This is a genomic window from Kitasatospora sp. GAS1066B (assembly GCF_041262605.1).
Lineage (GTDB): Bacteria > Actinomycetota > Actinomycetes > Streptomycetales > Streptomycetaceae > Kitasatospora.
The window spans coordinates 253,717-274,930 of the sequence record NZ_JBGCCO010000005.1 but is presented as its reverse complement, the minus strand read 5'-3'; the positions used below and the strand labels follow the sequence as shown (position 1 = coordinate 274,930).

Annotated in this window: 21 protein-coding genes; 16 read left to right on the top strand and 5 right to left on the bottom strand. The window is 70.6% G+C overall.

The features are described from left to right. Window positions 1-2 precede the first annotated feature (2 nt). The 11 genes from ABH937_RS07685 (at window position 3) to ABH937_RS07635 (ending at window position 12,711) form a co-directional block, all read left to right on the top strand. Window positions 3-1,670: an L-aspartate oxidase gene (locus ABH937_RS07685; protein ID WP_370217660.1), complete on the top strand. Its 1,668-nt coding sequence runs from the start codon at window positions 3-5 to the stop codon at window positions 1,668-1,670. A gap of 5 nt (window positions 1,671-1,675) precedes the next feature. Then, window positions 1,676-2,647 (top strand): carboxylating nicotinate-nucleotide diphosphorylase, encoded by a 972-nt coding sequence (gene nadC, locus ABH937_RS07680; RefSeq protein WP_280688147.1) that lies wholly within the window; start codon window positions 1,676-1,678, stop codon window positions 2,645-2,647. Between the two features lie 26 nt (window positions 2,648-2,673). After that, window positions 2,674-3,471, top strand: a complete 798-nt coding sequence (locus tag ABH937_RS07675) for a type III pantothenate kinase (protein WP_280688148.1) — start codon at window positions 2,674-2,676, stop codon at window positions 3,469-3,471. A 75-nt stretch (window positions 3,472-3,546) separates the two neighbouring features. Beyond that, window positions 3,547-4,260 carry a hypothetical protein gene (locus tag ABH937_RS07670; RefSeq protein ID WP_370217659.1) on the top strand — a complete coding sequence of 238 codons (714 nt, stop codon included), beginning with the start codon at window positions 3,547-3,549 and terminating at the stop codon, window positions 4,258-4,260. 206 nt (window positions 4,261-4,466) lie between these two features. Next, a complete protein-coding gene (locus ABH937_RS07665; RefSeq protein ID WP_370217658.1) occupies window positions 4,467-6,128 on the top strand; it encodes a hypothetical protein in 1,662 nt (553 codons plus the stop codon). A 76-nt stretch (window positions 6,129-6,204) separates the two neighbouring features. Continuing rightward, complete coding sequence (gene lysX / locus ABH937_RS07660; RefSeq protein ID WP_370217657.1) at window positions 6,205-7,782, top strand: bifunctional lysylphosphatidylglycerol synthetase/lysine--tRNA ligase LysX; 1,578 nt, start codon at window positions 6,205-6,207, stop codon at window positions 7,780-7,782. Between the two features lie 4 nt (window positions 7,783-7,786). Beyond that, entirely contained in the window at window positions 7,787-7,951 is a 165-nt protein-coding gene (locus ABH937_RS07655) for a hypothetical protein (protein ID WP_280688156.1), read from the top strand. A gap of 87 nt (window positions 7,952-8,038) precedes the next feature. Beyond that, complete coding sequence (locus ABH937_RS07650; RefSeq protein WP_280688158.1) at window positions 8,039-8,443, top strand: BlaI/MecI/CopY family transcriptional regulator; 405 nt, start codon at window positions 8,039-8,041, stop codon at window positions 8,441-8,443. 10 nt (window positions 8,444-8,453) lie between these two features. After that, complete coding sequence (locus tag ABH937_RS07645; protein WP_280688160.1) at window positions 8,454-8,981, top strand: amino-acid N-acetyltransferase; 528 nt, start codon at window positions 8,454-8,456, stop codon at window positions 8,979-8,981. Window positions 8,982-9,176: 195 nt separating this feature from the next. Next, window positions 9,177-9,527 carry an Lsr2 family protein gene (locus ABH937_RS07640; RefSeq protein WP_280688161.1) on the top strand — a complete coding sequence of 117 codons (351 nt, stop codon included), beginning with the start codon at window positions 9,177-9,179 and terminating at the stop codon, window positions 9,525-9,527. A 667-nt stretch (window positions 9,528-10,194) separates the two neighbouring features. Then, a complete protein-coding gene (locus ABH937_RS07635) occupies window positions 10,195-12,711 on the top strand; it encodes an ATP-dependent Clp protease ATP-binding subunit (protein WP_280688163.1) in 2,517 nt (838 codons plus the stop codon). Between the two features lie 71 nt (window positions 12,712-12,782). On the opposite strand, the gene ABH937_RS07630 is transcribed toward ABH937_RS07635, so the two are convergent. Next, on the bottom strand, window positions 12,783-13,226 hold the full coding sequence (locus tag ABH937_RS07630) for an ATP-binding protein (protein WP_280688165.1): 444 nt from the start codon (window positions 13,224-13,226) through the stop codon (window positions 12,783-12,785). Between the two features lie 124 nt (window positions 13,227-13,350). Here ABH937_RS07630 and ABH937_RS07625 point away from each other — a divergent pair, with 124 nt between their 5' ends. Genes ABH937_RS07625 through ABH937_RS07615 form a run of 3 tightly spaced genes read left to right on the top strand, consistent with a single transcriptional unit; the run spans window position 13,351 to window position 15,189 of the window. Then, window positions 13,351-14,181, top strand: coding sequence for a Scr1 family TA system antitoxin-like transcriptional regulator (locus tag ABH937_RS07625; protein WP_370217656.1), 831 nt, complete (start codon window positions 13,351-13,353; stop codon window positions 14,179-14,181). Beyond that, entirely contained in the window at window positions 14,171-14,383 is a 213-nt protein-coding gene (locus ABH937_RS07620; RefSeq protein WP_370217655.1) for a DUF397 domain-containing protein, read from the top strand. Before ABH937_RS07625 ends, ABH937_RS07620 begins: the two co-directional genes overlap by 11 nt. A gap of 11 nt (window positions 14,384-14,394) precedes the next feature. Beyond that, the gene (locus tag ABH937_RS07615; RefSeq protein ID WP_280688172.1) at window positions 14,395-15,189 is read left to right on the top strand and encodes an alpha/beta hydrolase; all 795 of its coding nucleotides are present in this window, start codon (window positions 14,395-14,397) and stop codon (window positions 15,187-15,189) included. 169 nt (window positions 15,190-15,358) lie between these two features. Here ABH937_RS07615 and ABH937_RS07610 read toward each other — a convergent pair whose 3' ends face one another. Further along, window positions 15,359-16,522, bottom strand: coding sequence for a pentapeptide repeat-containing protein (locus ABH937_RS07610; RefSeq protein WP_370217654.1), 1,164 nt, complete (start codon window positions 16,520-16,522; stop codon window positions 15,359-15,361). A gap of 172 nt (window positions 16,523-16,694) precedes the next feature. On the opposite strand from ABH937_RS07610, the gene ABH937_RS07605 reads away from it, so the two are divergent. After that, window positions 16,695-16,907 carry a cold-shock protein gene (locus tag ABH937_RS07605; protein ID WP_280688176.1) on the top strand — a complete coding sequence of 71 codons (213 nt, stop codon included), beginning with the start codon at window positions 16,695-16,697 and terminating at the stop codon, window positions 16,905-16,907. A gap of 17 nt (window positions 16,908-16,924) precedes the next feature. Here ABH937_RS07605 and ABH937_RS07600 read toward each other — a convergent pair whose 3' ends face one another. Beyond that, window positions 16,925-17,536, bottom strand: coding sequence for an XRE family transcriptional regulator (locus tag ABH937_RS07600; RefSeq protein WP_280688178.1), 612 nt, complete (start codon window positions 17,534-17,536; stop codon window positions 16,925-16,927). 74 nt (window positions 17,537-17,610) lie between these two features. Next, entirely contained in the window at window positions 17,611-18,567 is a 957-nt protein-coding gene (locus ABH937_RS07595) for a helix-turn-helix domain-containing protein (RefSeq protein WP_370217652.1), read from the bottom strand. Between the two features lie 110 nt (window positions 18,568-18,677). Between ABH937_RS07595 and ABH937_RS07590 the strand changes: the two genes are divergently transcribed. Beyond that, on the top strand, window positions 18,678-19,706 hold the full coding sequence (locus ABH937_RS07590) for a trans-acting enoyl reductase family protein (protein ID WP_370217650.1): 1,029 nt from the start codon (window positions 18,678-18,680) through the stop codon (window positions 19,704-19,706). Between the two features lie 79 nt (window positions 19,707-19,785). On the opposite strand, the gene ABH937_RS07585 is transcribed toward ABH937_RS07590, so the two are convergent. Continuing rightward, window positions 19,786-21,195 (bottom strand): CHAP domain-containing protein, encoded by a 1,410-nt coding sequence (locus tag ABH937_RS07585; RefSeq protein ID WP_280688184.1) that lies wholly within the window; start codon window positions 21,193-21,195, stop codon window positions 19,786-19,788. Window positions 21,196-21,214: the final 19 nt, after the last annotated feature.

Sequence of the window (21,214 nt, the reverse complement as noted above, 5' to 3'; positions counted from 1 at the left end):
CCATGCCTGTGACCCACCGCCTCACCGCCCCCACCCCGGGCTGGACCGCCACCACCGATGTCGTGGTGGTCGGTTCCGGCGTGGCCGGGCTCACCGCCGCGCTCGGCATCCGCCAGGCCGGCCTGCGGGTGACGGTGGTCACCAAGGCGATGCTGGACGACGGCTCCACCCGCTGGGCCCAGGGCGGCATAGCCGCCGCCCTGGGCGAGGGGGACACCCCCGAACAGCACCTGGCCGACACCCTGGTGGCCGGCGCCGGCGTCTGCGACGAGCAGGCCGTGCGGGTGCTGGTCACCGAGGGCCCGGGGGCGGTGCGCCGGCTGATCGCGGTCGGCGCCGCCTTCGACACCGACACCACGGGCGAGATCATGCTCACCCGCGAGGGCGGCCACCACCGGCGCCGGATCGCGCACGCGGGCGGCGACGCCACCGGCGCGGAGATATCGCGGGCCCTGGTCGCCGCCGTGCGCGACGACCCAGGCCTGGAGCTGATCGAGCACGCCCTGGTGCTCGACCTGCTCACCGACGAGAACGGCCACGCGGCCGGCCTGACCCTGCACGTGATGGGCGAGGGCCAGCGCGACGGGGTGGGCGCACTGCGGGCCAAGGCCGTGGTGCTGGCCACCGGCGGCATGGGCCAGGTCTTCTCGGCCACCACCAACCCGGCGGTCTCCACCGGCGACGGCGTGGCGCTGGCGCTGCGGGCCGGCGCCGAGGTGGCCGACCTGGAGTTCGTCCAGTTCCACCCGACCGTGCTCTGGCTCGGCCCCGAGGCGCACGGCCAGCAGCCGCTGATCTCCGAGGCGGTGCGCGGCGAGGGCGCCTACCTGGTGGACGCCGCCGGCACCCGCTTCATGCTGGGGCAGCACGAGCTCAACGAGCTGGCCCCGCGCGACATCGTGGCCAAGGCGATCACCCGGCAGATGCAGGCCCAGCGCGCCGAGCACATGTACCTGGACGGGCGGCACTTCGGCGCCGCCATGTGGGCCGAGCGGTTCCCGACCATCCTGGCCTCCTGCCGCTCGCACGGCATCGACCCGGTCACCGAGCTGATCCCGATCGCGCCGGCCGCGCACTACGCCTCCGGCGGGGTCCGCACCGACCTGCACGGGCGCACCTCGGTGCCCGGCCTGTACGCCTGCGGCGAGGTGGCCTGCACCGGGGTGCACGGCGCCAACCGGCTGGCCTCCAACTCGCTGCTGGAGGGCCTGGTCTTCGCCGAGCGGATCGCGGCCGAGCTGACCGAGCGGCACCGGGCGGGCGAACTGCCCGAGCGCGCGGTGGACGTGGCGGCCGCCCGGGCCGCCCACGCCGTCGCGCTGCCCGCGCCCGAGGCCAGGGCCCAGGTGCAGCAGCTGATGTCGCGCGGGGCGGGCGTGCTGCGCTCGGCCGCGAGCATGGCCGGCAGCGCCGAGGGCCTGGCCGCGCTGGCCGAGGGCGCCGCCGCGCACCTCGCCGACGAGAAGCCGGCCGACCCCCGGGTGGAGACCTGGGAGGCGGCCAACCTGCTGCTGGTCGCCACCGCCCTGGTGACCGCCGCGGCCCGCCGCGCCGAGACCCGCGGCTGCCACTGGCGCGAGGACTTCCCGGAGCGCGACGACGTCCACTGGCAGCGACACCTGATCACCACCCTGACCGCGGACGGCCTCCGCATCGCCGAGGAGCACTGACGACCATGACCCACACGCACGAAGAACTGCCGCTCGCCGACCAGCAGGACGGCTGCGGCGCGGGCTGCGGCTGCGCCGACGGCGAGGGCTACGAGACCGGTCTCGACCCGGCGCTGGCGGAGCTGCTGGAGGCGGCGGGCCTGGACCCGGTCGAGGTCGAGGACATCGCCACCCTGGCGCTGGCCGAGGACCTGGCCGGCGGCGAGGACGTCACCTCGGTGGCCACCGTCCCCGAGGACGCGGTGGCCACCGCCGACTTCACCGCCCGCCAGGCGGGCGTGGTGGCCGGCCTGCGGATCGCCGAGGCCGTGGTCTCGCTGATCTGCGAGGAGGAGTTCGAGGTCGAGCGGCACGTCGAGGACGGCGACCGGGTCGAGGCCGGCCAGGTGCTGCTCTCGGTGCGCAGCCGCACCCGCGACCTGCTCACCGCCGAGCGCAGCGCGCTCAACCTGCTCTGCCACCTGTCCGGCATCGCCACCGCCACCCGCGCCTGGGCCGACGCGCTGGCGGGCACCGGCGCCGCGGTGCGCGACACCCGCAAGACCCACCCCGGCCTGCGCGCGCTGCAGAAGTACGCGGTGCGCTGCGGCGGCGGCGTCAACCACCGGATGGCGCTCTCCGACGCCGCGCTGATCAAGGACAACCACGTGGTCGCCGCGGGCGGCGTGGCCGAGGCCTTCCGGGCCGTCCGGGCCGCCTACCCCGAGCTGGAGGTCGAGGTCGAGGTCGACCGGATCGACCAGATCCCGCCGGTGCTGGAGGCCGGGGCCGACCTGATCCTGCTGGACAACTTCAGCGTCGCCGAGCTCGGCGAGGCGGTCCGGCTGGTCGCGGGCCGGGCCAAGCTGGAGGCTTCCGGCGGTCTGACCCTGGCCACCGCGCGCGAGGTCGCCGAGACTGGTGTCGACTACCTGGCGGTCGGGGCGCTGACCCACTCGGCACCCGTCCTGGACATCGGCCTGGACCTCCGTTCCTGACCCTGCTCCCCCTACGAAAGCGGCCCATGCTCCTCACCATCGACGTCGGCAACACCCAGACCACGCTCGGCCTGTTCGACGGCGAGGAGGTCGTCAACCACTGGCGGATCTCCACCGATCCGCGCCGCACCGCCGACGAACTGGCGGTGCTGATGCAGGGGCTGATGAGCCGTCATGTCGGCGGCGCGGGCGCCGAGCAGGTGAAGGTGGACGGGCTGGCGATCTGCTCCTCGGTGCCCGCCGTGCTGCACGAGCTGCGCGAGGTGACCCGTCGTTACTACGGCGACGTGCCCGCGGTGTTGGTGGCGCCGGGGGTGAAGACCGGGGTGCACGTCCTGATGGACAACCCCAAGGAGGTCGGCGCGGACCGGATCGTCAACGCGCTGGCCGCCAACCACCTGTACGGGGGGCCGTGCATCGTGGTCGACTTCGGCACCGCCACCACCTTCGACGCGATCAACGAGCGCGGCGACTACGTGGGCGGCGCGATCGCCCCCGGCATCGAGATCTCGGTCGAGGCGCTGGGGGTGCGCGGCGCCCAGCTGCGCAAGATCGAGCTGGCCAGACCGCGCAACGTGATCGGCAAGAACACCGTGGAGGGCATGCAGTCCGGCGTGCTCTACGGTTTCGCCGGCCAGGTGGACGGGCTGGTCACCAGGATGGCCAAGGAGCTCTCCCCCAAGGACCCGGAGGACGTCCAGGTGATCGCCACCGGTGGCCTGGCCCCCCTGGTGCTCGGCGAGGCGAGCACCATCGACGTGCACGAGCCCTGGCTGACGCTGATCGGGCTGCGGCTGGTCTACGAACGCAACGCGACAAGCTGATCGCAGCTTGACCCGAACGGGGGGCGCAACGCGAGGCTTCCGACAAATCGGATATTCCTCACGTAGTGTCAACTCATGCCCACGCCCCACGGATCCCGCGGCGGCATGGCCTTCAGCGCCGACGAAGTGCGCGTGCTGCGCCGTGCCCTCGCCCAAGCTCTCCACCCCACCGTTCCCGCGCAGCTGCCGCTCGGCGCCGCCCTCTGGGTCGAGGACGTCCAGGAGGCGCTCCGCCTGACCGAGGCGATCGACGAGGCCGCCCAGGAGGGCGGTCGGCTGCGCCGGTTCCTGCTCGCCGAACTGGTCCGCTACCGCGGCGCGCTGCCCGGCAGCGCCCGCGGCTACCTGGAACGCCTGGAGGACGCGGTCACCACCGGCTACCTGCCCGGACCCGACGACCTCTCGGCCCTGCGCGCCCTGACCCGCCAGCCCTGCGGCCCCGGCGAACACACCCGCCGCTCCCGACTGGCCGCCCGCTGCCACGCCCTGGCCGAGGCCGCCGTCCGCGAACGCCTCGCGCTCGCCGCCGGCCCGCCCCGCCCCGCCGCCGAGCCAGGCCCGGCCCCCGCGCGCCATCTGGCGGCCGTGCCCAGCCCCCTCACCGACCGAGCCGGAGGACCGACCCCGATGAGCACTCGCCCCCAGCAGCCCCCCGCCCCGGCTCAGCGGCCCAGCCGGATCCCCACCCCCGCCGAGCTCTTCGCCCGCCGACCGGCACCGGCGGTGGTACCCGTTCCCGTCCCGGCACGGGACGAAGAGGATGAGGAGCTCGCGACCGGGACGGGGTGAAACCGCGTCCGAACCGCGTGCCATCGCTCCTCGGGGCGGTGGCGCGCAGTGCTTTATCGATAATTCGATCACCTTATGACTGATGAATGGTCAATCTTTCTCAAAATCTCCGCACGCTTACGCACGACTGTCCACAAGTGACCGATTCGTACCGCCGCCGCCCCCATAAGGTCCGCTGGGACCAATTCAGCAACCAGGGGGACCCCGTGCTTTCAGCCCGCACCCGCAGAGCCACCGCCGCCGGCGCCACGGCGCTCACCGCGCTCCTCACCGCCGGCCTGACGGCTTTGCCGGCGCACGCCGACAGCGGCCAGCTCCAGCTCTTCGTGCCCGGCTCGGTCCAGGTTCCGATGACGGCGCCCGCCGACCCGGCCTCGGATCCCAACAGCATGGTCCTCGTCAACGTGGGCCGGACCGGCACCGACACGGTCCACAACGCCCAGGTCGCTTTCGACACGAGCGGGTTGGCGAACGTCGCCGCCTTCCACGTCCAGGACAACCCGGGCACTCCCTGCTCCACGAAGGCCACGGTCGTCACCTGTGCCGCAGGCGACCTGAGCTACCCCAGCATCAACATAACCGAGCACTTCTGGCTCACCGCCGCCACCGGCGTCAAGCCCGGCACGAGCGGGGTGCTGCACGTCACCGAGAGCGCCCCGGGCATGACGAGCGTCAGCCACGACGTCAAGGTCTCGGCCGGCGGGCCGGACCTGAAGGTCAAGGACCTGGGCCAGGTCACCCACGCCAAGCCGGGCGGCACGCTGTCCCCGGTCATCGAGGTCGCCAACCTCGGACAGCTGCCCACCACCAAGCTGGTGGTCGAGATGACAGCGACGGACGGCCTGGAGCTGAAGCAGCGCGCCGCCAACTGCGAGTACGCGGACCGCAAGGAGATCGTCTACAGCGGCCCCGGCGCCCCCGCCAACCAGAACAGGCCGGCCGCGACCGACGTCATCTGCTACGTCGACGCGACGGTGGCCCCCGGCGAGGTCTACAAGATCGACCCGATCCAGTTCGGCGTCTCCCCGACCGCCTACGCGACCTTCAGCGACATCGAGGTCTTCACCAGCGAGGACGCGCCGTTCTCCCAGGCCCCGCAGTGGCGGGCCAACGAGAGCTTCCGGGCCGGCACCAGCGCACCGCTGATGGCCGCCAAGACCGTCGACGCCGCGCTCCTCAGCGCACCCCGGCACACGTACGACAACCAGGCCCACCTCGAGGTGGCAGTCGACAACACGGCGGACTTCGTGGCGCTCGGCAACTGGGCGCCGCAGGCCGGCGGCAAGCAGGGCACGCTCTCGGTCGGGCTGCGCAACGACGGCCCCGCCTCGATCATCTACGGCCGGAGCGGGGAGGACGCGGCCGACATCCGTGTCGTCCTGCCGCAGGGCGTGACGGCGACCAAGGTCCCGTCGGGCTGCCTGCAGCCGAGCCCCAAGGACGCCCCGTCCACCTACCGTTGCGAGACCTCCTACATGATCGTGGTCGGTAACAAGATCAGCTACGACTTCGGTCTGCAGGTCGACGACCCGACCGCCGTCCCCAACGCCCAGATCTCCCTGGTGAGCAGCGAGGACCCCAGCGCCAAGCTGGCGTTCGACCCCAACGCTGCCAACAACACCCTCCAGGTCGCGCTGGGCGCCCAGCCCACCACCACCCCCAGCACCGCCCCCGCCACCGCGACCACCCAGGCCGCCGCCACCGCCGGCCCGGCCACCGCCACCAAGGCCGCCGGCCAGGACCTCGCCTTCACCGGCGGCGGCTCCAACAGCGGCACCATCGCCGCCGTCGGCGCCGGTGTGGTCGTCCTCGGCGCCGGTGCGCTCGTCTACGCGAACCGCCGCCGCAAGGCCGCCACGCACAACTGACACCCGCGGCACCCTCGCCCCGCCACCGGCGTCATGCGGTGGCGGGGCGAGGTGTTCGGCTCGCTACCCTGATGAGGTGAGCGATCAGAGCAGCCTTCCCGCGACCGACGACCTCCCCGAGCAGATGCGCGTGAGGCGCGAGAAGCTCGACCGGCTCCGGGCCGCGGGTGTCGACCCGTACCCCGTGGGGTTTCCCCGGACCACCACCATCGCGGAGCTGCGCGCCAAGTACCCGGAGCTGCCGACCGACACCGCGACCGGTGAGCGGGTCGGGGTGACCGGGCGGGTGATCCTGGCGCGGACCGGCGGCAAGCTCTGCTTCGCGACGCTGCGTGACGGCTCGGGCGACCTTCAGGTGATGCTCTCGCTGGACCGGCTCGGCGAGGAGCGGCTGGCGGCCTGGAAGGGCGACATCGACCTGGGCGACCAGGTGGGCGTCGAGGGCGAGGTGATCACCTCCAAGCGCGGTGAGCTGAGCATCATGGTGGAGAGCTGGGCGCTGACCGCCAAGTGCCTGCGCCCGCTGCCGGACAAGCACAAGGGCCTGACCGACCCGGAGGCCCGGGTCCGCCAGCGGTACGTGGACCTGATCGTCAATCCGGAGGCGCGCGAGATCCTGCGGCTGCGCACCAAGGTGGTCCGCTCGATCCGCCGCACCTACGAGGACCGGGGCTACCTCGAGGTCGAGACCCCGATGCTGCAGCCGATCCACGGCGGTGCCAACGCCCGCCCGTTCATCACCCACAGCAACGCCTACGACGTCGACCTCTACCTGCGGATCGCCACCGAGCTGTACCTCAAGCGGCTGGTGGTCGGCGGCGCCGAGAAGGTCTTCGAGATCAACCGGAACTTCCGCAACGAGGGCGCCGACGCGACCCACAACCCGGAGTTCACCGCGCTGGAGTCCTACGAGGCGTACGGCGACTACGACACCCAGGCCGAGCTGATCCGGGCGATCGTGATCAACGCGGCCCAGGACGCGCTGGGCACCACCGTGGTGCGCGGCACCGACCCGCACGGCGTCGAGCACGAGATCGACCTGGCCGAGCCGTGGGAGGAGGTCAGCGTCTACCCGGGGATCTCCGCCCGGCTGGGCACCGAGGTGACCCCGCGGACCTCGGTCGAGGAGCTGCGCAAGCTCGCCGACGCGGCCGGCGTGCCCTACGAGAAGGAGTGGGGCCACGGCCAGATCGTCCTGGAGATGGTCGAGCGGTTGCTGGAGGAGAACGCGATCCGGCCGACCTTCATCAAGGACTACCCGACCGAGGTCTCCCCGCTGACCCGCCAGCACCGGTCGATCCCGGGCGTGGCCGAGAAGTGGGACCTGGTGATCCTCGGCACCGAGCTGGGCACCGCCTACTCCGAGCTGATCGACCCGGTCGAGCAGCGCGCCCGGCTGACCGCCCAGTCGCTGCTGGCGGCCGGCGGCGACGTCGAGGCGATGCAGCTGGACGAGGACTTCCTGCGCGCCCTGGAGTACGCCATGCCGCCCACCGGCGGCCTGGGCCTGGGCGTCGACCGCCTGATCATGCTGCTCACCGGCAAGAACATCCGCGAGACGGTGCTCTTCCCGCTGGTGCGGCCGGAGGCCAAGCAGAGCGGCACCGGGAACGCCGGGCCCAGCGAGACTACTGAGCAGACCGAGGGAGAGTGACCTGATGGAGTACGTCAGTGCGATCGTGCCGCCGCTGGTGATGGCGATCGGCTTCGGGTTCCTGGTGCGGGCCATCATCCGCAGCCAGGGCGGCGCCCAGAAGGGCAAGGAGGACGCGGCCGTCGACGCGATGCAGCGGGCCGCCGCCGCCCGGCAGCCGGCCGAGTAGGCGGGCAGGCCACTGGTGGAGGCCGTTTCCCCACGCGGGGGGAGCGGCCTTCACGAATAACCGGACAAAACTCTTTAAAGTGGTCGTATGGTGCGGCAACTCGGCGAGCTTGAGAACGCCGTCATGACCCGGGTGTGGCAGTGGAACCGCCTGGTGACGGTTCGCGAGGTGCTGGTCGATCTGCGCGCGGAACGGGAAATCGCGTACACCACGGTGATGACCGTGCTGGACAAGCTCTACCGAAAGGGCTGGCTGCGTCGGGAGCGCGAGGGGCGCGCCTATCGATATGCGCCGGTGGCCACGCGTGAGGCGTACACGGCATCGCTGATGAACGAGGCGTGGAGCACCAGTGACAATCCCGCCGCCGCGCTGGTGCACTTCTTCGGCATGATGTCCGGCGAGCAACGGGCCGCACTGCGCGACGCGCTTCGAGTAGCCGGACCCGATCTGCGATACGGAACGGAGGAGACCCCTCCCCCGCCGACGCGATAACGTCCCGCCCATGGAGGTCACCATCCGCCGGGCGCGGACCACTGATGTGCGGGCCGTGCGCCGGCTCATCGACAGCTACTCGCGCGACGGCATTCTGCTGGACAAGCCCACCGTCGCGCTGTTCGAATCCGTCCAGGAGTTCTGGGTGGCCGAGCGGGACGAGGACGGCACGGTGGTCGCCTGCGGCGCGCTGCACGTGATGTGGGAGGACCTCGCCGAGGTCCGCACCCTGGCCGTCGACCCGATCTGCCGAGGCCACGGCATCGGGCACATCCTGCTGGGGCGGCTGCTGGAGACCGCCCGCTGGCTCGGCGTCCGTCGGATTTTCTGCTTGACGTTCGAGGTGGCCTTCTTCGCGAAACACGGCTTCGTCGAGATCGGGGAAACCGATGATGGTACGACAGACCCGGCCGTCATCGCTACGGAAGTGTATGAGGAACTCCTTCGTTCCTACGACGAAGGAGTGGCGGAGTTCCTCGATCTGGAGCGTGTGAAGCCCAACACCCTGGGCAACTCCCGCATGCTGCTGCACCTCTGAACCGCTGCTGGGACGGTGTCGGACAGTTGCCGGGCAGTTGGCTGACAGTAGCCCGCACAGTTGCCGGGCAGTTGACCCGCGACTTGCCGCAGAGCGCTTGGCACGCCCGGGCGAAGAGACCGGGGTTTGTGTTTTCTGAGAAAAGGCGGTTTCCTTTCCCTAAGGCATTGGGTCGTTAAGAGGAAAGGGAGTCCCGTGGCACAGAGGGTGCAGGTCATTCTTGAAGACGATCTCGACGGCGGTTCGGCGGACGAGACGGTGACGTTCGCCCTCGACGGCGTTGCCTACGAGATCGACCTGAAGTCCGGCAACGCGGAGAAGCTGCGCGAGCTGCTCGCTCCGTTCGTCGAAAAGGGCCGCAAGCAGAGCGGTCGGCTCACCGGCGCGCGTCGTGCCGGTGGCCGCAGCGCCGCCCGCCCGGCGGCCAGCAGTGCGGACACCGCCAAGATCCGCACGTGGGCCAAGGACAACGGCTTCCCGGTGAACGACCGGGGCCGGGTCCCGAGCAACGTCCGTGAGGCGTACGAGGCCGCCAACGTCTCCTGACGCGCTCCTGGTCGCCACCCGGCGCCCGCAGCGCATCGCGCCGCCCACGACGGGGCGCGGAGGTCCACCCTCCGCGCGCCGTGGCCCGCGCCAGCCGCCAGCACACTCACGGACTGTGCAACGCTGGAACGACGAAGCGGTCACGGCGCCCGCCCCGTTCGGCCCTACCCGGGCCGCAGCACCACCGCCTCCGGCCGGCGTTCCCACTACCACGGGCCGCCGGGCCGCCGGTTGAGTCCCTGTCATCCGGGGCCCGCCGGGCCGCACTTCTCCCCGGGCGAACAACACCACCCGGGAAACTGCACGAGACGACCGGAATTTCCGGTATGAATGCAGGTGGGGAGGGCGACAGAGGCAGCACCGGCTTCCGGAGCCCACCCCGGAGGCAAGCCGCGAAGCCGACAAACGAGGCGCGTGCGCACTGTTCCCAATCGGGGCGCGGAGCGTGTTCGCCGTTGGCGTAGCGGCAACACGTGCATCGGGCCGACTGGCGGGAACACCGTTCCCCAGCATCAGGTTGGGAAGGGTGTCGGCTCGTCGCGCAGCATGATTTCCTCGCAGTCGCGAGGGAACACCGTAGGCCGCGCCGCTGAGCGGGACTAGCATGCGGAAGGACAGGGCGGGGACAGTCCCCGAACTGCCCGACCGCTCTGAGGAGCGATTAACGATGTTCGAGAGGTTCACCGACCGCGCGCGGCGGGTTGTCGTCCTGGCTCAGGAAGAAGCCCGGATGCTCAACCACAACTACATCGGCACCGAGCACATCCTCCTGGGTCTGATCCACGAGGGTGAGGGTGTCGCCGCTAAGGCCCTGGAGAGCCTCGGGATCTCTCTTGAGGCGGTCCGCCAGCAGGTCGAAGAGATCATCGGCCAGGGCCAGCAGGCCCCGTCCGGTCACATCCCGTTCACCCCCCGGGCCAAGAAGGTGCTGGAGCTGTCGCTCCGCGAGGCCCTTCAGCTCGGCCACAACTACATCGGTACCGAGCACATCCTGCTCGGGCTGATCCGCGAGGGCGAGGGCGTCGCCGCCCAGGTCCTCGTCAAACTCGGCGCCGACCTCAACCGGGTGCGCCAGCAGGTCATCCAGCTGCTCTCCGGTTACCAGGGCGGCGGCAAGGAGTCGGCCACGGCCGGCGGGCCCGCCGAGGGCACCCCGTCGACCTCGCTGGTCCTGGACCAGTTCGGCCGCAACCTCACCCAGGCCGCCCGCGAGGCCAAACTCGACCCGGTGATCGGGCGCGAGAAGGAGATCGAGCGGGTCATGCAGGTGCTGTCCCGCCGCACCAAGAACAACCCGGTGCTGATCGGCGAGCCCGGCGTCGGCAAGACCGCCGTCGTCGAGGGTCTGGCCCAGGCGATCGTCAAGGGCGAGGTCCCCGAGACGCTGAAGGACAAGCAGCTCTACACGCTGGACCTCGGCGCCCTGGTGGCCGGTTCGCGCTACCGCGGTGACTTCGAGGAGCGCCTGAAGAAGGTGCTCAAGGAGATCCGCACCCGCGGCGACATCATCCTCTTCATCGACGAGCTGCACACCCTGGTCGGCGCGGGCGCCGCCGAGGGTGCGATCGACGCGGCCTCGATCCTGAAGCCGATGCTGGCCCGCGGTGAGCTGCAGACGATCGGCGCCACCACGCTGGACGAGTACCGCAAGCACCTGGAGAAGGACGCAGCGCTGGAGCGCCGCTTCCAGCCGATCCAGGTCGCCGAGCCCTCGCTCCCGCACACCATCGAGATCCTCAAGGGTCTGCGCGACCGGTACGAGGCCCACCACCGGGTCTCGATCACCGACGCCGCCCTGGTCGCCGCCGCCACCCTGGCCGACCGGTACATCTCGGACCGCTTCCTGCCGGACAAGGCGATCGACCTGATCGACGAGGCCGGTTCCCGGATGCGCATCCGCCGGATGACCGCGCCGCCGGACCTGCGCGAGTTCGACGAGAAGATCGCCGAGGTCCGCCGCGAGAAGGAGAGCGCGATCGACGCGCAGGACTTCGAGAAGGCCGCCTCGCTGCGTGACGACGAGAAGCAGCTCCTGAACGCGAAGTCCAAGCGCGAGAAGGAGTGGAAGGCCGGCGACATGGACGTCGTCGCCGAGGTCGACGAGGAGCTGATCGCCGAGGTCCTCGCCACCGCCACCGGCATCCCGGTCTTCAAGCTGACCGAGGAGGAGTCCTCCCGCCTGCTGCGCATGGAGGACGAGCTGCACAAGCGCGTCATCGGCCAGAAGGACGCCATCAAGGCGCTCTCCCAGGCCATCCGGCGCACCCGTGCGGGCCTCAAGGACCCGAAGCGTCCCGGCGGCTCGTTCATCTTCGCCGGCCCCTCGGGTGTCGGTAAGACCGAGCTCTCCAAGACGCTGGCCGAGTTCCTCTTCGGCGACGAGGACGCGCTGATCGCCCTCGACATGTCGGAGTTCAGCGAGAAGCACACCGTCTCGCGGCTGTTCGGCTCCCCGCCCGGCTACGTCGGGTACGAGGAGGGCGGCCAGCTCACCGAGAAGGTGCGCCGCAAGCCGTTCTCGGTGGTCCTCTTCGACGAGGTCGAGAAGGCCCACCCGGACATCTTCAACTCGCTGCTGCAGATCCTGGAGGACGGTCGCCTGACCGACTCCCAGGGCCGGGTGGTGGACTTCAAGAACACCGTCATCATCATGACCACCAACCTCGGCACCCGGGACATCTCCAAGGGCTTCGGCCTGGGCTTCGCGGCCAGCGGCGACACCGCCACCGGCTACGAGCGGATGAAGGCCAAGGTCGGCGAGGAGCTCAAGCAGCACTTCCGCCCCGAGTTCCTCAACCGTGTCGATGACATCGTGGTCTTCCACCAGCTGACCGAGGAAGACATCATCCAGATCGTCGACCTGATGATCGAGAAGGTGGACGGCCGCCTCAAGGACCGCGACATGGGCCTGGAGCTCAGCATCGAGGCCAAGAAGCTGCTGGCCAAGCGCGGTTACGACCCGCTGCTGGGCGCGCGCCCGCTGCGTCGCACGATCCAGCGCGAGATCGAGGACCACCTCTCCGAGAAGATCCTCTTCGGCGAGCTGCGGGCCGGCCACATCGTGGTCGTCGGCGTGGAGGGTGAGGGCAAGGAAGCCAAGTTCACCTTCCGCGGCGAGGAGAAGTCGGCGGTCGCCGACACCCCGGCGGCGGTCGCGGCCGCGGGTCCCGACCTGACGAAGTAGTACCTGGCTTTTCCCGTAGTGGCGGTGGGCCCCCTCGAAGACCTTGGGTTTTCGAGGGGGCCCACCGCTGTTCACGCCTGGTCATCGGCGGGCGGAATCTCGCACCAGACGAACTTGCCGAAGCCCTGCACGCGCGGGCAGCAACCCCACCGAGTCGCCAGCGACTTGACGAGGAGCAGGCCGCGTCCTGACTCCTCGCCAGTACCGACGGCCTGGCGTGGCACCGGGCGCCGGGCTGTGCCGATGTCGTGCACCTCGATCCGCAGCGGCCGGTTCTCGGCGAGGCTGACGATCACCCGGATCAGCGTGCCCCGGTCCGCGCCGTGGACCACGGCGTTGGTGACCAGTTCGCTGAGGACCAGTTCGCCGCTGTCCGCGTAGCGCTCACCGCCCTTGGCGCGGGTGAGGACCTCGCGCAGAAACGCCCGGGCACGGCGGGGGCTCAAGTTGCTCCTGGGGAACCAGCGGTCGGCCTCGACAACCCAGGCGGGTGGTTTGGCAACGGATTCGGGCATGCGGGAGCCTCCCATGGGGCACGGTGGCCGGTATGTGACGCTCTCCAGCCTGGGGGTCGGCGGGGGCGGCATGCCAGGGGGGCAATGGCAGCAAGAGCGTTGTGGGAATGGGGAGTTCGAACACATGGGCGCAGAACGGTTCAATCAGAAGATCGGGTGGAAGTACTTCGGCACCGAACTCAAGCTCGCTCGGGAGGAGAAGGGGCTCTCCCAGCAGCAGTTGGGGGCGCTGATCTTCGTATCGGGGTCGTATGTCGGCCAGTTCGAGTCGGCCACCCGCAAGCCGCAGCTTGATGTCGCCGAGCGCATTGATGTGGCGCTCGACACCAAAGGGCGCTTCACCCGGATGTGCCAGGAGCTGATCGACAGCTCGCCGTTCTCCGACAACTTCGCGATCGTCGCCGAGCTTGAGCAGCAGGCGATCAGCATCTGCGAGTACGGGGGCCAGCTGTTCCCCGGCCTGCTGCAGACCGAGGCCTACACGCGGGCCATCTACCTCGCCTGCCAACCGCTGATCCCCAAGGAGGAGCTCGATCAACTGGTGGCTGCTCGCTTGGCCAGGCCGAAACTGCTGGCCGGACCAACAACGCCCCTGCTCTGGGTGATCATCGACGAGTCGGCGATCCGGCGGCCGCTGGGCGGCCCGGCGACCATGGCCGGCCAGCTCCGCCACGTCGCGGAGCTGGCCGAGAACGGGCTCATCATCCTGCAGGTGGTTCCGTTCTCGGCCGGTGGCCACGCACTCCAGGAAGGCAACATGCGCATCATGGCCTTCGCCGACGCGCCGCCCTTGGCCTATGTGGAAGGCCCATTCGCGAGCCAACTGATCGATGATCCGGCCATGGTGGCCAAGTGCGGGATGCTCTACGATCTCGTGAGAGCGTCCGCGCTGCCACGCGAGGCCTCTCTGGCACTGGTCAAGGCGGCTGCAGAGGAATACGCACGTGAGCAATGACCGCGCACCGTCCTGGCGCAAGTCCAGCTACAGCGGCGGCACCGAGGGCAACAACTGCGTCGAGGTGGCCGACGGCCTCACCGGCGTCCTCCCGGTCCGCGACTCCAAGGACCCCCACGGCCCCGCACTGGCCTTCGCCCCTGACGCCTGGTCAGCCTTCGTCTCCGCCCTCAAGTCCGGAACTGTCGCAACACGGGCCTAGTTGTTAGCTCTGTGACGACTCATCAGCTCGCCTACCGCGAGAGCACCGGCCAGGGCCGCCCCGTCATCCTCGTGCACGGCAACTCCAGCTCCTCCCGTACCTGGCAGCGGCTGCTGGACAGCCCGTTCGGGCAGCGCTACCGCTGTCTCGCCCCGGACCTGCCCGGGCACGGCAAGTCCCCGCGTTCCACCGACGGTTACTCGATCTCGGGCTACACCCATGCGCTGGCTGCCTTCGCCCGGGACACCGGGGCCCGGGACGCGCTGATCGTGGGCTGGAGTCTGGGCGGGCACATCGCGCTCGAAGCGGCACCCGAACTGCCGGACGCCGCCGGGTTCGCGATCTTCGGCACCCCGCCGCTGACCGGCCCCGAGGCGATGAGCAGCGCTTTCCTGCCGCACCCCGCACTCGCGGTGGGCTTCAGCGCGGAGGTCGGCCCGCAGGAGGCGCACGCCTACGCGGCCGCCCAGCTCTCCCCCGACTCGCCGCTCTCCCCGGCGTCGGCTGTCGCCGACATCCTGGCCACCGATCCGGCCGCCCGCAGCGACCTCGCGGCCGCCCTCGCCTCGGGCGCGATAGCCGACGAACTCGCCATCGCCCGCACGCTCCGGCAGCCGCTGGCCATCCTGCACGGCGACGAGGACCAGCTGATCAGCCTGCCTTACCTGCGCTCCCTCGCGCCGTCGCTGCCCACCCTGTGGCGCCACGAGATCCAGCTGATCCCCGGTGTCGGACACTGCCCCCAGGAGGAACGACCGGAGGCGCTCGCGGCCCTGCTGACGAAGTTCGTGACCGGCCTCGCCTGACGGGCCTAGGGCCTGTACGGCGGATCTTTTCAGATGAGCCCGCGGCGTTGGGCGCCCGGCTGGGCGTGTGCCCGAGTCGTCCTCGTACTGGACGTACTTGGGCGATTCGGGCGTGCGTCCAGCCGGGATGCCCGGCGTCGCGGGCCCGGAAAGATCCGCCGTACAGGCCCTAGACCGAGCGCAGGGTCGGCACGTCTCTCACCAGCGCGGCGGCCGGCAGCAGAATGCTCTGCTCGGCGCCGGGGTCCTCGGCGATGACGACGCCGGCTTCCTGGAAGTCGAAGCCCGTCGGCCAGATCGTGCGGTTGCTTGCCAGCGCGCCCGCCAATTTCGCGCGTTCCAGATCAGCACCGGTGAGGTCGGTTCCCCGGAGGTCGGCCAGCCGCAGATCCGCACCGGTGAACCTGGTGCCGTGGGCCCGTGCCTTGCGCAGATTCGCCTCCCGCAGGTCCGCGTCGGAGAAGTCCGCGTCGCCGAGGTCGGCCTTGACCAGGCGAGCTCCGCGCAGGTCGGCTTCGATGCAGCGGCACTGGTGGAGTATCGACGTCCCGAGCTCCACGTGCCGCAGGTTGGCCGCGATCAGCGATGCCTTGGTCAGGTTGACCTGGTAGATGCTCGCGGCCTCCAGGCAGGCGCCGTCGAAGTTGATTTCGTTCAGCCACAGTCCGTCGCAGTCGGCCCGCCGAAGGTCGGTATAGCTGACGTTGAGCCAGTCGGGACGACGACCTTGCTGGCACAGGACGCCGAGACCGGTGAGCGCCACCTGGGCATCCGCGGCGCGGGTCTCCAGCGGAGGCACGGAGTTGACGGAGGTCTCCGCCAACGGGATCTCCGCCAACGGGGTCTCCGCCGACGGGATCTGCGGCCCCTGCGGCGGCCATGGCAGATGCGTCCGAAGGTACGCCGCCATGATCGAGATGACCGCCTCGCGGTCGTGCGCCGAATGGTCCGCGATCCGCCACAGCGCATAGAGACCACCGATCCGCACGTCCAGCTTCTCGCTGCCGAGTTGATCGACCGCCCGGCTGAAGCGATCGGTGATGTGTCCCTCCCGGGTGGCGTTCAAGCCCTCCTGACTGACCCTCAACTGCCGCCAGGTGGCGTACGCCCCGAAGAGGACGACGGCGCCACCCACCGCCTGTAGGAGCGTGGTACGCACGTTGTTCACCGCCCCGACCCGGTCGGCGGCCCCGATCCGGGCACCCCCGAGATCGTGGTCGACCACCAACCCTGGCAGCACCACCACCAGCACGGTCAGCGCGGCGAGCGCCGCCAGCACCGCCGCCGCGATGAGCACGGCACTGACCCAACGACGCCGCGAGGCGGGCGACATGCGGCGTCCATGACGAGATCCCCCCGTATCCATGCGCACATGATCCCAGGTCGGTCCGGGAACCGTGGTGACTATCTGTAGGAAACCAGGTGCGCACTGCGGTGGCTGGGGCATGATCAGCTCTGTGGCGGCCGCCCTGGCCGTCACAGCTCGTGCGACGCAGGGAGTAGGCATGGCCGACAGGCAGACCGGGACAGTGAAGTGGTTCAACGACGAGAAGGGCTTCGGCTTCGTCACCCCGGATGGCGGCGGTGACGACCTCTTCGTGCACTTCAGGGCGATCGAGAGCGACGGATTCAAGAGCCTCAAGGAGGGGCAGAAGGTTTCCTTCGTCGCCGAGCAGGGCCAGAAGGGCATGCAGGCTGCGCAGGTCCGGCCGGAATAGCCCTCGCCGGCTGCCGGCTACCTCGAACCCCGGGCGGCACCGAACTCGGGGTCGGTCAGGTGCAACCGCTCCTCCGCTCGGTGGTGCAGCAGCAGCACCGAGCGGACGGGGCCGTCCAGCGCCGTGTAGCTGTGCGGCATCGTGGCGTCGAACCCCACGTAGTCGCCGGGGCCCAGCTCCACCTCGTCGCCGTCCACCCGCACCCCGAGCCGGCCGGCCTGGACCACGGTGTGCTCGCTGCCGACGTGGCCGAGCGAGTCCTGCCGGCAGCCGCCCCGCACCTGCTGGTCGTAGATCTCGAAGACGGAGTCGCCCGACTCGATCCGCCGCAGCGGCCGCAGGTCGACGCCCTCACCGCTGAGCACTTCGACGTCGGCGGCGCGGACCACGGTCAGCCCGCCGGTCGGCCGGCCCTCCACCAGGTCGGAGATCGGCACCTCCAGCACCCGCGAGAGGCTGAAGACCGTCTCGATGGTGGGGTTGCCGGCGCCCGACTCCAGCTGCGACAGGGTCGCCTTGCCGATCTTCGACCGGCGGGACAGCTCGGAGAGCGACAACCCGCGCTGGATCCGCACCCGCTTCAGGTTGGCGCCCAGCACCTCCCGGACCGACCCCTCGGAGCTGCTCACGCGCTTTCCCTTTCCCTGTGCCGGCGTTCGGCATGCCGTACGGAACCTGCCAGCCGACGCGTTCATTATGCCGATCACTCCGGGCCGGGGCGGGTGCGCGCGCGGAAGGTGCGGCGGTAGGTGTCCGGCGGCACGCCGACCGTGCGGTTGAAGTGCCGGCGCAGCGTGGTGGCGGTGCCCATGCCGGTCGCCGCCGCGACGCTGTCGATGCTGTCGTCGGTGGTCTCCAGCAACTCCTGGGCGTGGCGGATCCGTTGAGTGAGCAGCCACTGCAGCGGGGTGGTACCGGTCACCGACCTGAAGTGGCGGCCCAGGTTGCGCGAGCTCATCCGGGCCCGGCGGGCCAGGTCCGCCACGGTCAGCGGCTCGTCCAGCCGTTCGAGCACCCAGGGGAAGAGTTCGGCGAGCGGGTGGTTGTCCGGGGCGGGGACCGGGGTGGTGACGAACTGGGCCTGGCCGCCGTCCCGGTGCGGCGGCACGACCAGGCGGCGGGCGAGGGTGTTGGCGATCGAGGAGCCGTGGTCGAGGCGGACGAGGTGCAGGCAGAGGTCCATAGCGGCGGCCTTGCCGGCGGAGGTGAGCACGCTGCCGTTGTCCACGTAGAGGACGTCCGGGTCGACCGTCACCCGGGGATAGCGGGCGGCCAGGGCCTCGGTGTGCGCCCAGTGCGTGGTCGCGCGCCGCCCGTCCAGCAGGCCGGCGGCGGCCAGCACGAACGCGCCCGTGCAGAGGGAGGCCACCCGCGCGCCGGCCTCGTGAGCCGCGCGCACCGCGTCGACCAGGTCGGCGGGCGGGTCCTGCTCGGTGTCGGCCCAGCCCGGGACGATCACGGTGTCGGCGCGCGCGAGCCGGTCGAGTCCGTGGTCCGGCTCCAGTCGGAACCGGCCGACCCGCACGGCAGCCGATCCGCAGAGGGCGAGGTCGTACCAGGAGCCGGTCACGGCGGCCGGGGCGGGACCGAAGACCTCGCAGGCCAGGGCCAGTTCGAAGTGCAGCATCCCGTCGGTGACGGCCAGCGCGACAGTTCCCATGTCCGGAATTGTATGGGTGATGGCGTTCCGGACACTCGTCTGGGGCGCCGATCCTCGCCAGGATGTTCGTGACGGATCACAACGGATCGTTCGAGTACGGGGGAGAACCCATGGAATCGGGACTCACGGTGGCGGTGTTCGGCGCGTACGGGCACACCGGGCGCTTCGTGGTGGCGCAGTTGCGGGATCGCGGGTTCGTCCCGATCCTCTCCGGCCGCGACGCCGGCAAGCTGCGCGCACTGGCGTCCGAGACCGGACTCGACGCCCGCCCGGCGTCGGTCGACGACCCGGCCTCGCTCGACCGCGCCCTGGCCGGTGCGGCGGCCGTGATCAACTGCGCCGGGCCGTTCGCCACCACAGCCGCCCCCGTGATCGAGGCGGCCCTGCGCGCCGGGATCCCGTACCTTGACGTGGCCGCCGAACTCGAGGCCAACACCGATACGTTCACCCACTTCACCGACCGCGCTCGCGCCGCAGGAGCGTTGATCGTTCCCGCGATGGCCTTCTACGGCGGGCTCGGGGACCTGCTGGTCACCGCGGCGATGGGCGACTGGACGGCGGCCGACGAGGCGCACATCGCGTACGCGCTGAACAGTTGGCACCCCACCCCCGGGACGCGCACGGCGGGCGCGGTCTCCCGGGAGCGGCGCGGCGGCGGCCGCCTGGTGTTCACGAACGGGCAACTGGAGTACCGCTATGACACCCCGCCGACCGTCGAGTGGCCCTTCCCCGACCCGATGGGCCCGCGAGACGTCATCGCGGAGTTCACGATGGCCGACGTCATCACCGTCCCCAGCCACCTGCCCATCCCCGAAGTGCGCACCTACATGACGGTCGAGGCGGCCAGGGAGGTGACGGCCCCGGACACCCCGACCCCGACCCCGGTCGACCCGCACGGCCGGTCCGCACAGACCTTCCTCGTCGACGTCGTCGTACGCTCCGGCGACACCGAACGGCGCGCCGTGGCAACGGGCCAGGACATCTACGCCGTCACCGCGCCCCTCGTGGTGGAGGCGGTCGACCGCATCCTCACGGGCCGCACCAAGGCGGTCGGCGTCGCCTCCGCCGGCGAGGTCTTCGACGCGCCCGACTTCCTCCGCGCGTTGTCCTCGCACATCTCCGTGGAACTGCGCCCGTAGGACGAACGCCCCCTCCCAAAACCGGTCGGCCCCGGTCCGCACCGTGAGGTGAGGCCGGGGCCGAGACCGACTGATGGGGTCAGGCGCTTGCGCCGCCGGGGACGGCGGTCCAGTTGTTCCAGGTACCGGCGTTGTAGTCCGCGTCGCGGGTGTAGACCGCGCCGTCGGCGGCGACGGCGTAGATGTGGTTGACGTTGCCGATCGTGGCGCTGGTGATGGACTTGAGGTTGGAGGTGTCCATCTTGGTCCAGGTCGACCAGGCACCGGTGGTGTAGTTGCCCTCGTTGTCGTACAGCGCGCCGTCCGAGCCGATCAGGCTCAGGTGCACCACACCGTTCGACGCGGAAGCCGAGACCGCCTTGCCACCGGAAGCGCCGCCGGGCACGGCGGTCCAGTTGCCCCAGGTACCCGCGTTGTAGTCCACGTCACGGCTGTAGACCGCGCCGTCGGCGGCGATCGCGTAGATGTGGTTGACGTTGCCGATCGTGGCACTGGTGATCGACGTGAGGCTGGAGGTGTCCATCTTGGTCCACGTCGACCAGGCACCGGTGGTGTAGTTGCCCTCGTTGTCGTACAGCGCACCGTCCGAGCCGATCAGGCTCAGGTGCACCACACCGTTCGACGCGGAAGCCGAGATGGCCTTCGCACCGGACGCGGCACCGGGGACGGCGGTCCAGTTGCTCCACGTCCCAGCGCTGTAGTCCGCATCCCGGGTGTACACAGCGCCGTCGGCGGCGACCGCGAAGATGTGGTCGACGTTGCCGATGCTGGCGCTGGTGATCGACCTCAGGTTGGAACTGTCCATCTTGGTCCAGGTCGACCAGTGCCCTGACCCGTAGTCACCGTCGTTGTTGTACTGGGCACCATCGGACCCGACCAGCTCCAAGTGCACCGTGCTGCCCGTCGCGGACGCCGACAGCGCACCCGCGCCAGAGGCCGACGTCGACGGAGTGGTGTCGCGGCCACCGACCGGGCTGGTGTAGCCGCTGACGCGCTGCGAACCGTAGTAGCCGCTCGCGCTGATGCTCCCACGGGTGACCATGCCACCGCCCTGGTTACCACCGATGGTGCTGACGCTGCCGTCGGAGTTGACCGAGGTGACGATCGAGACGTGATCGGCGTAGCCGGCTCCGTTGTAGTTGAAGATCGCCGCGTCACCGACCTGCGGAGTCTGGTGCATCCCCGCGCCGTAGGTGGCGAAGCTCCCGGCGCCGGCGGTGATACCGGTGACGTCGACGCCGTCCTGGGCCCAGACCCACTTGGCGAAGTCGGCGCACCAGGACTCGCCGTTGGTGCTGGTGTAATAGCCGGTGCCGCCCGCGCTGTTGGTGCTGGACGGGCCGTTGCCCAGGTTCGCGGCTGCGATGCCGACGATGGTGGTGCCGACGCTGGCGGAGGCGGCGCCGGTCTCGGCGAGCAGCAGGGTGCCGGTGAGGGCGGCGATGGCAAGGGCGGCGCTGAGGACGCGGTGGGACTTACGAGCGGACATGGCGGTACTCCCAATCGGC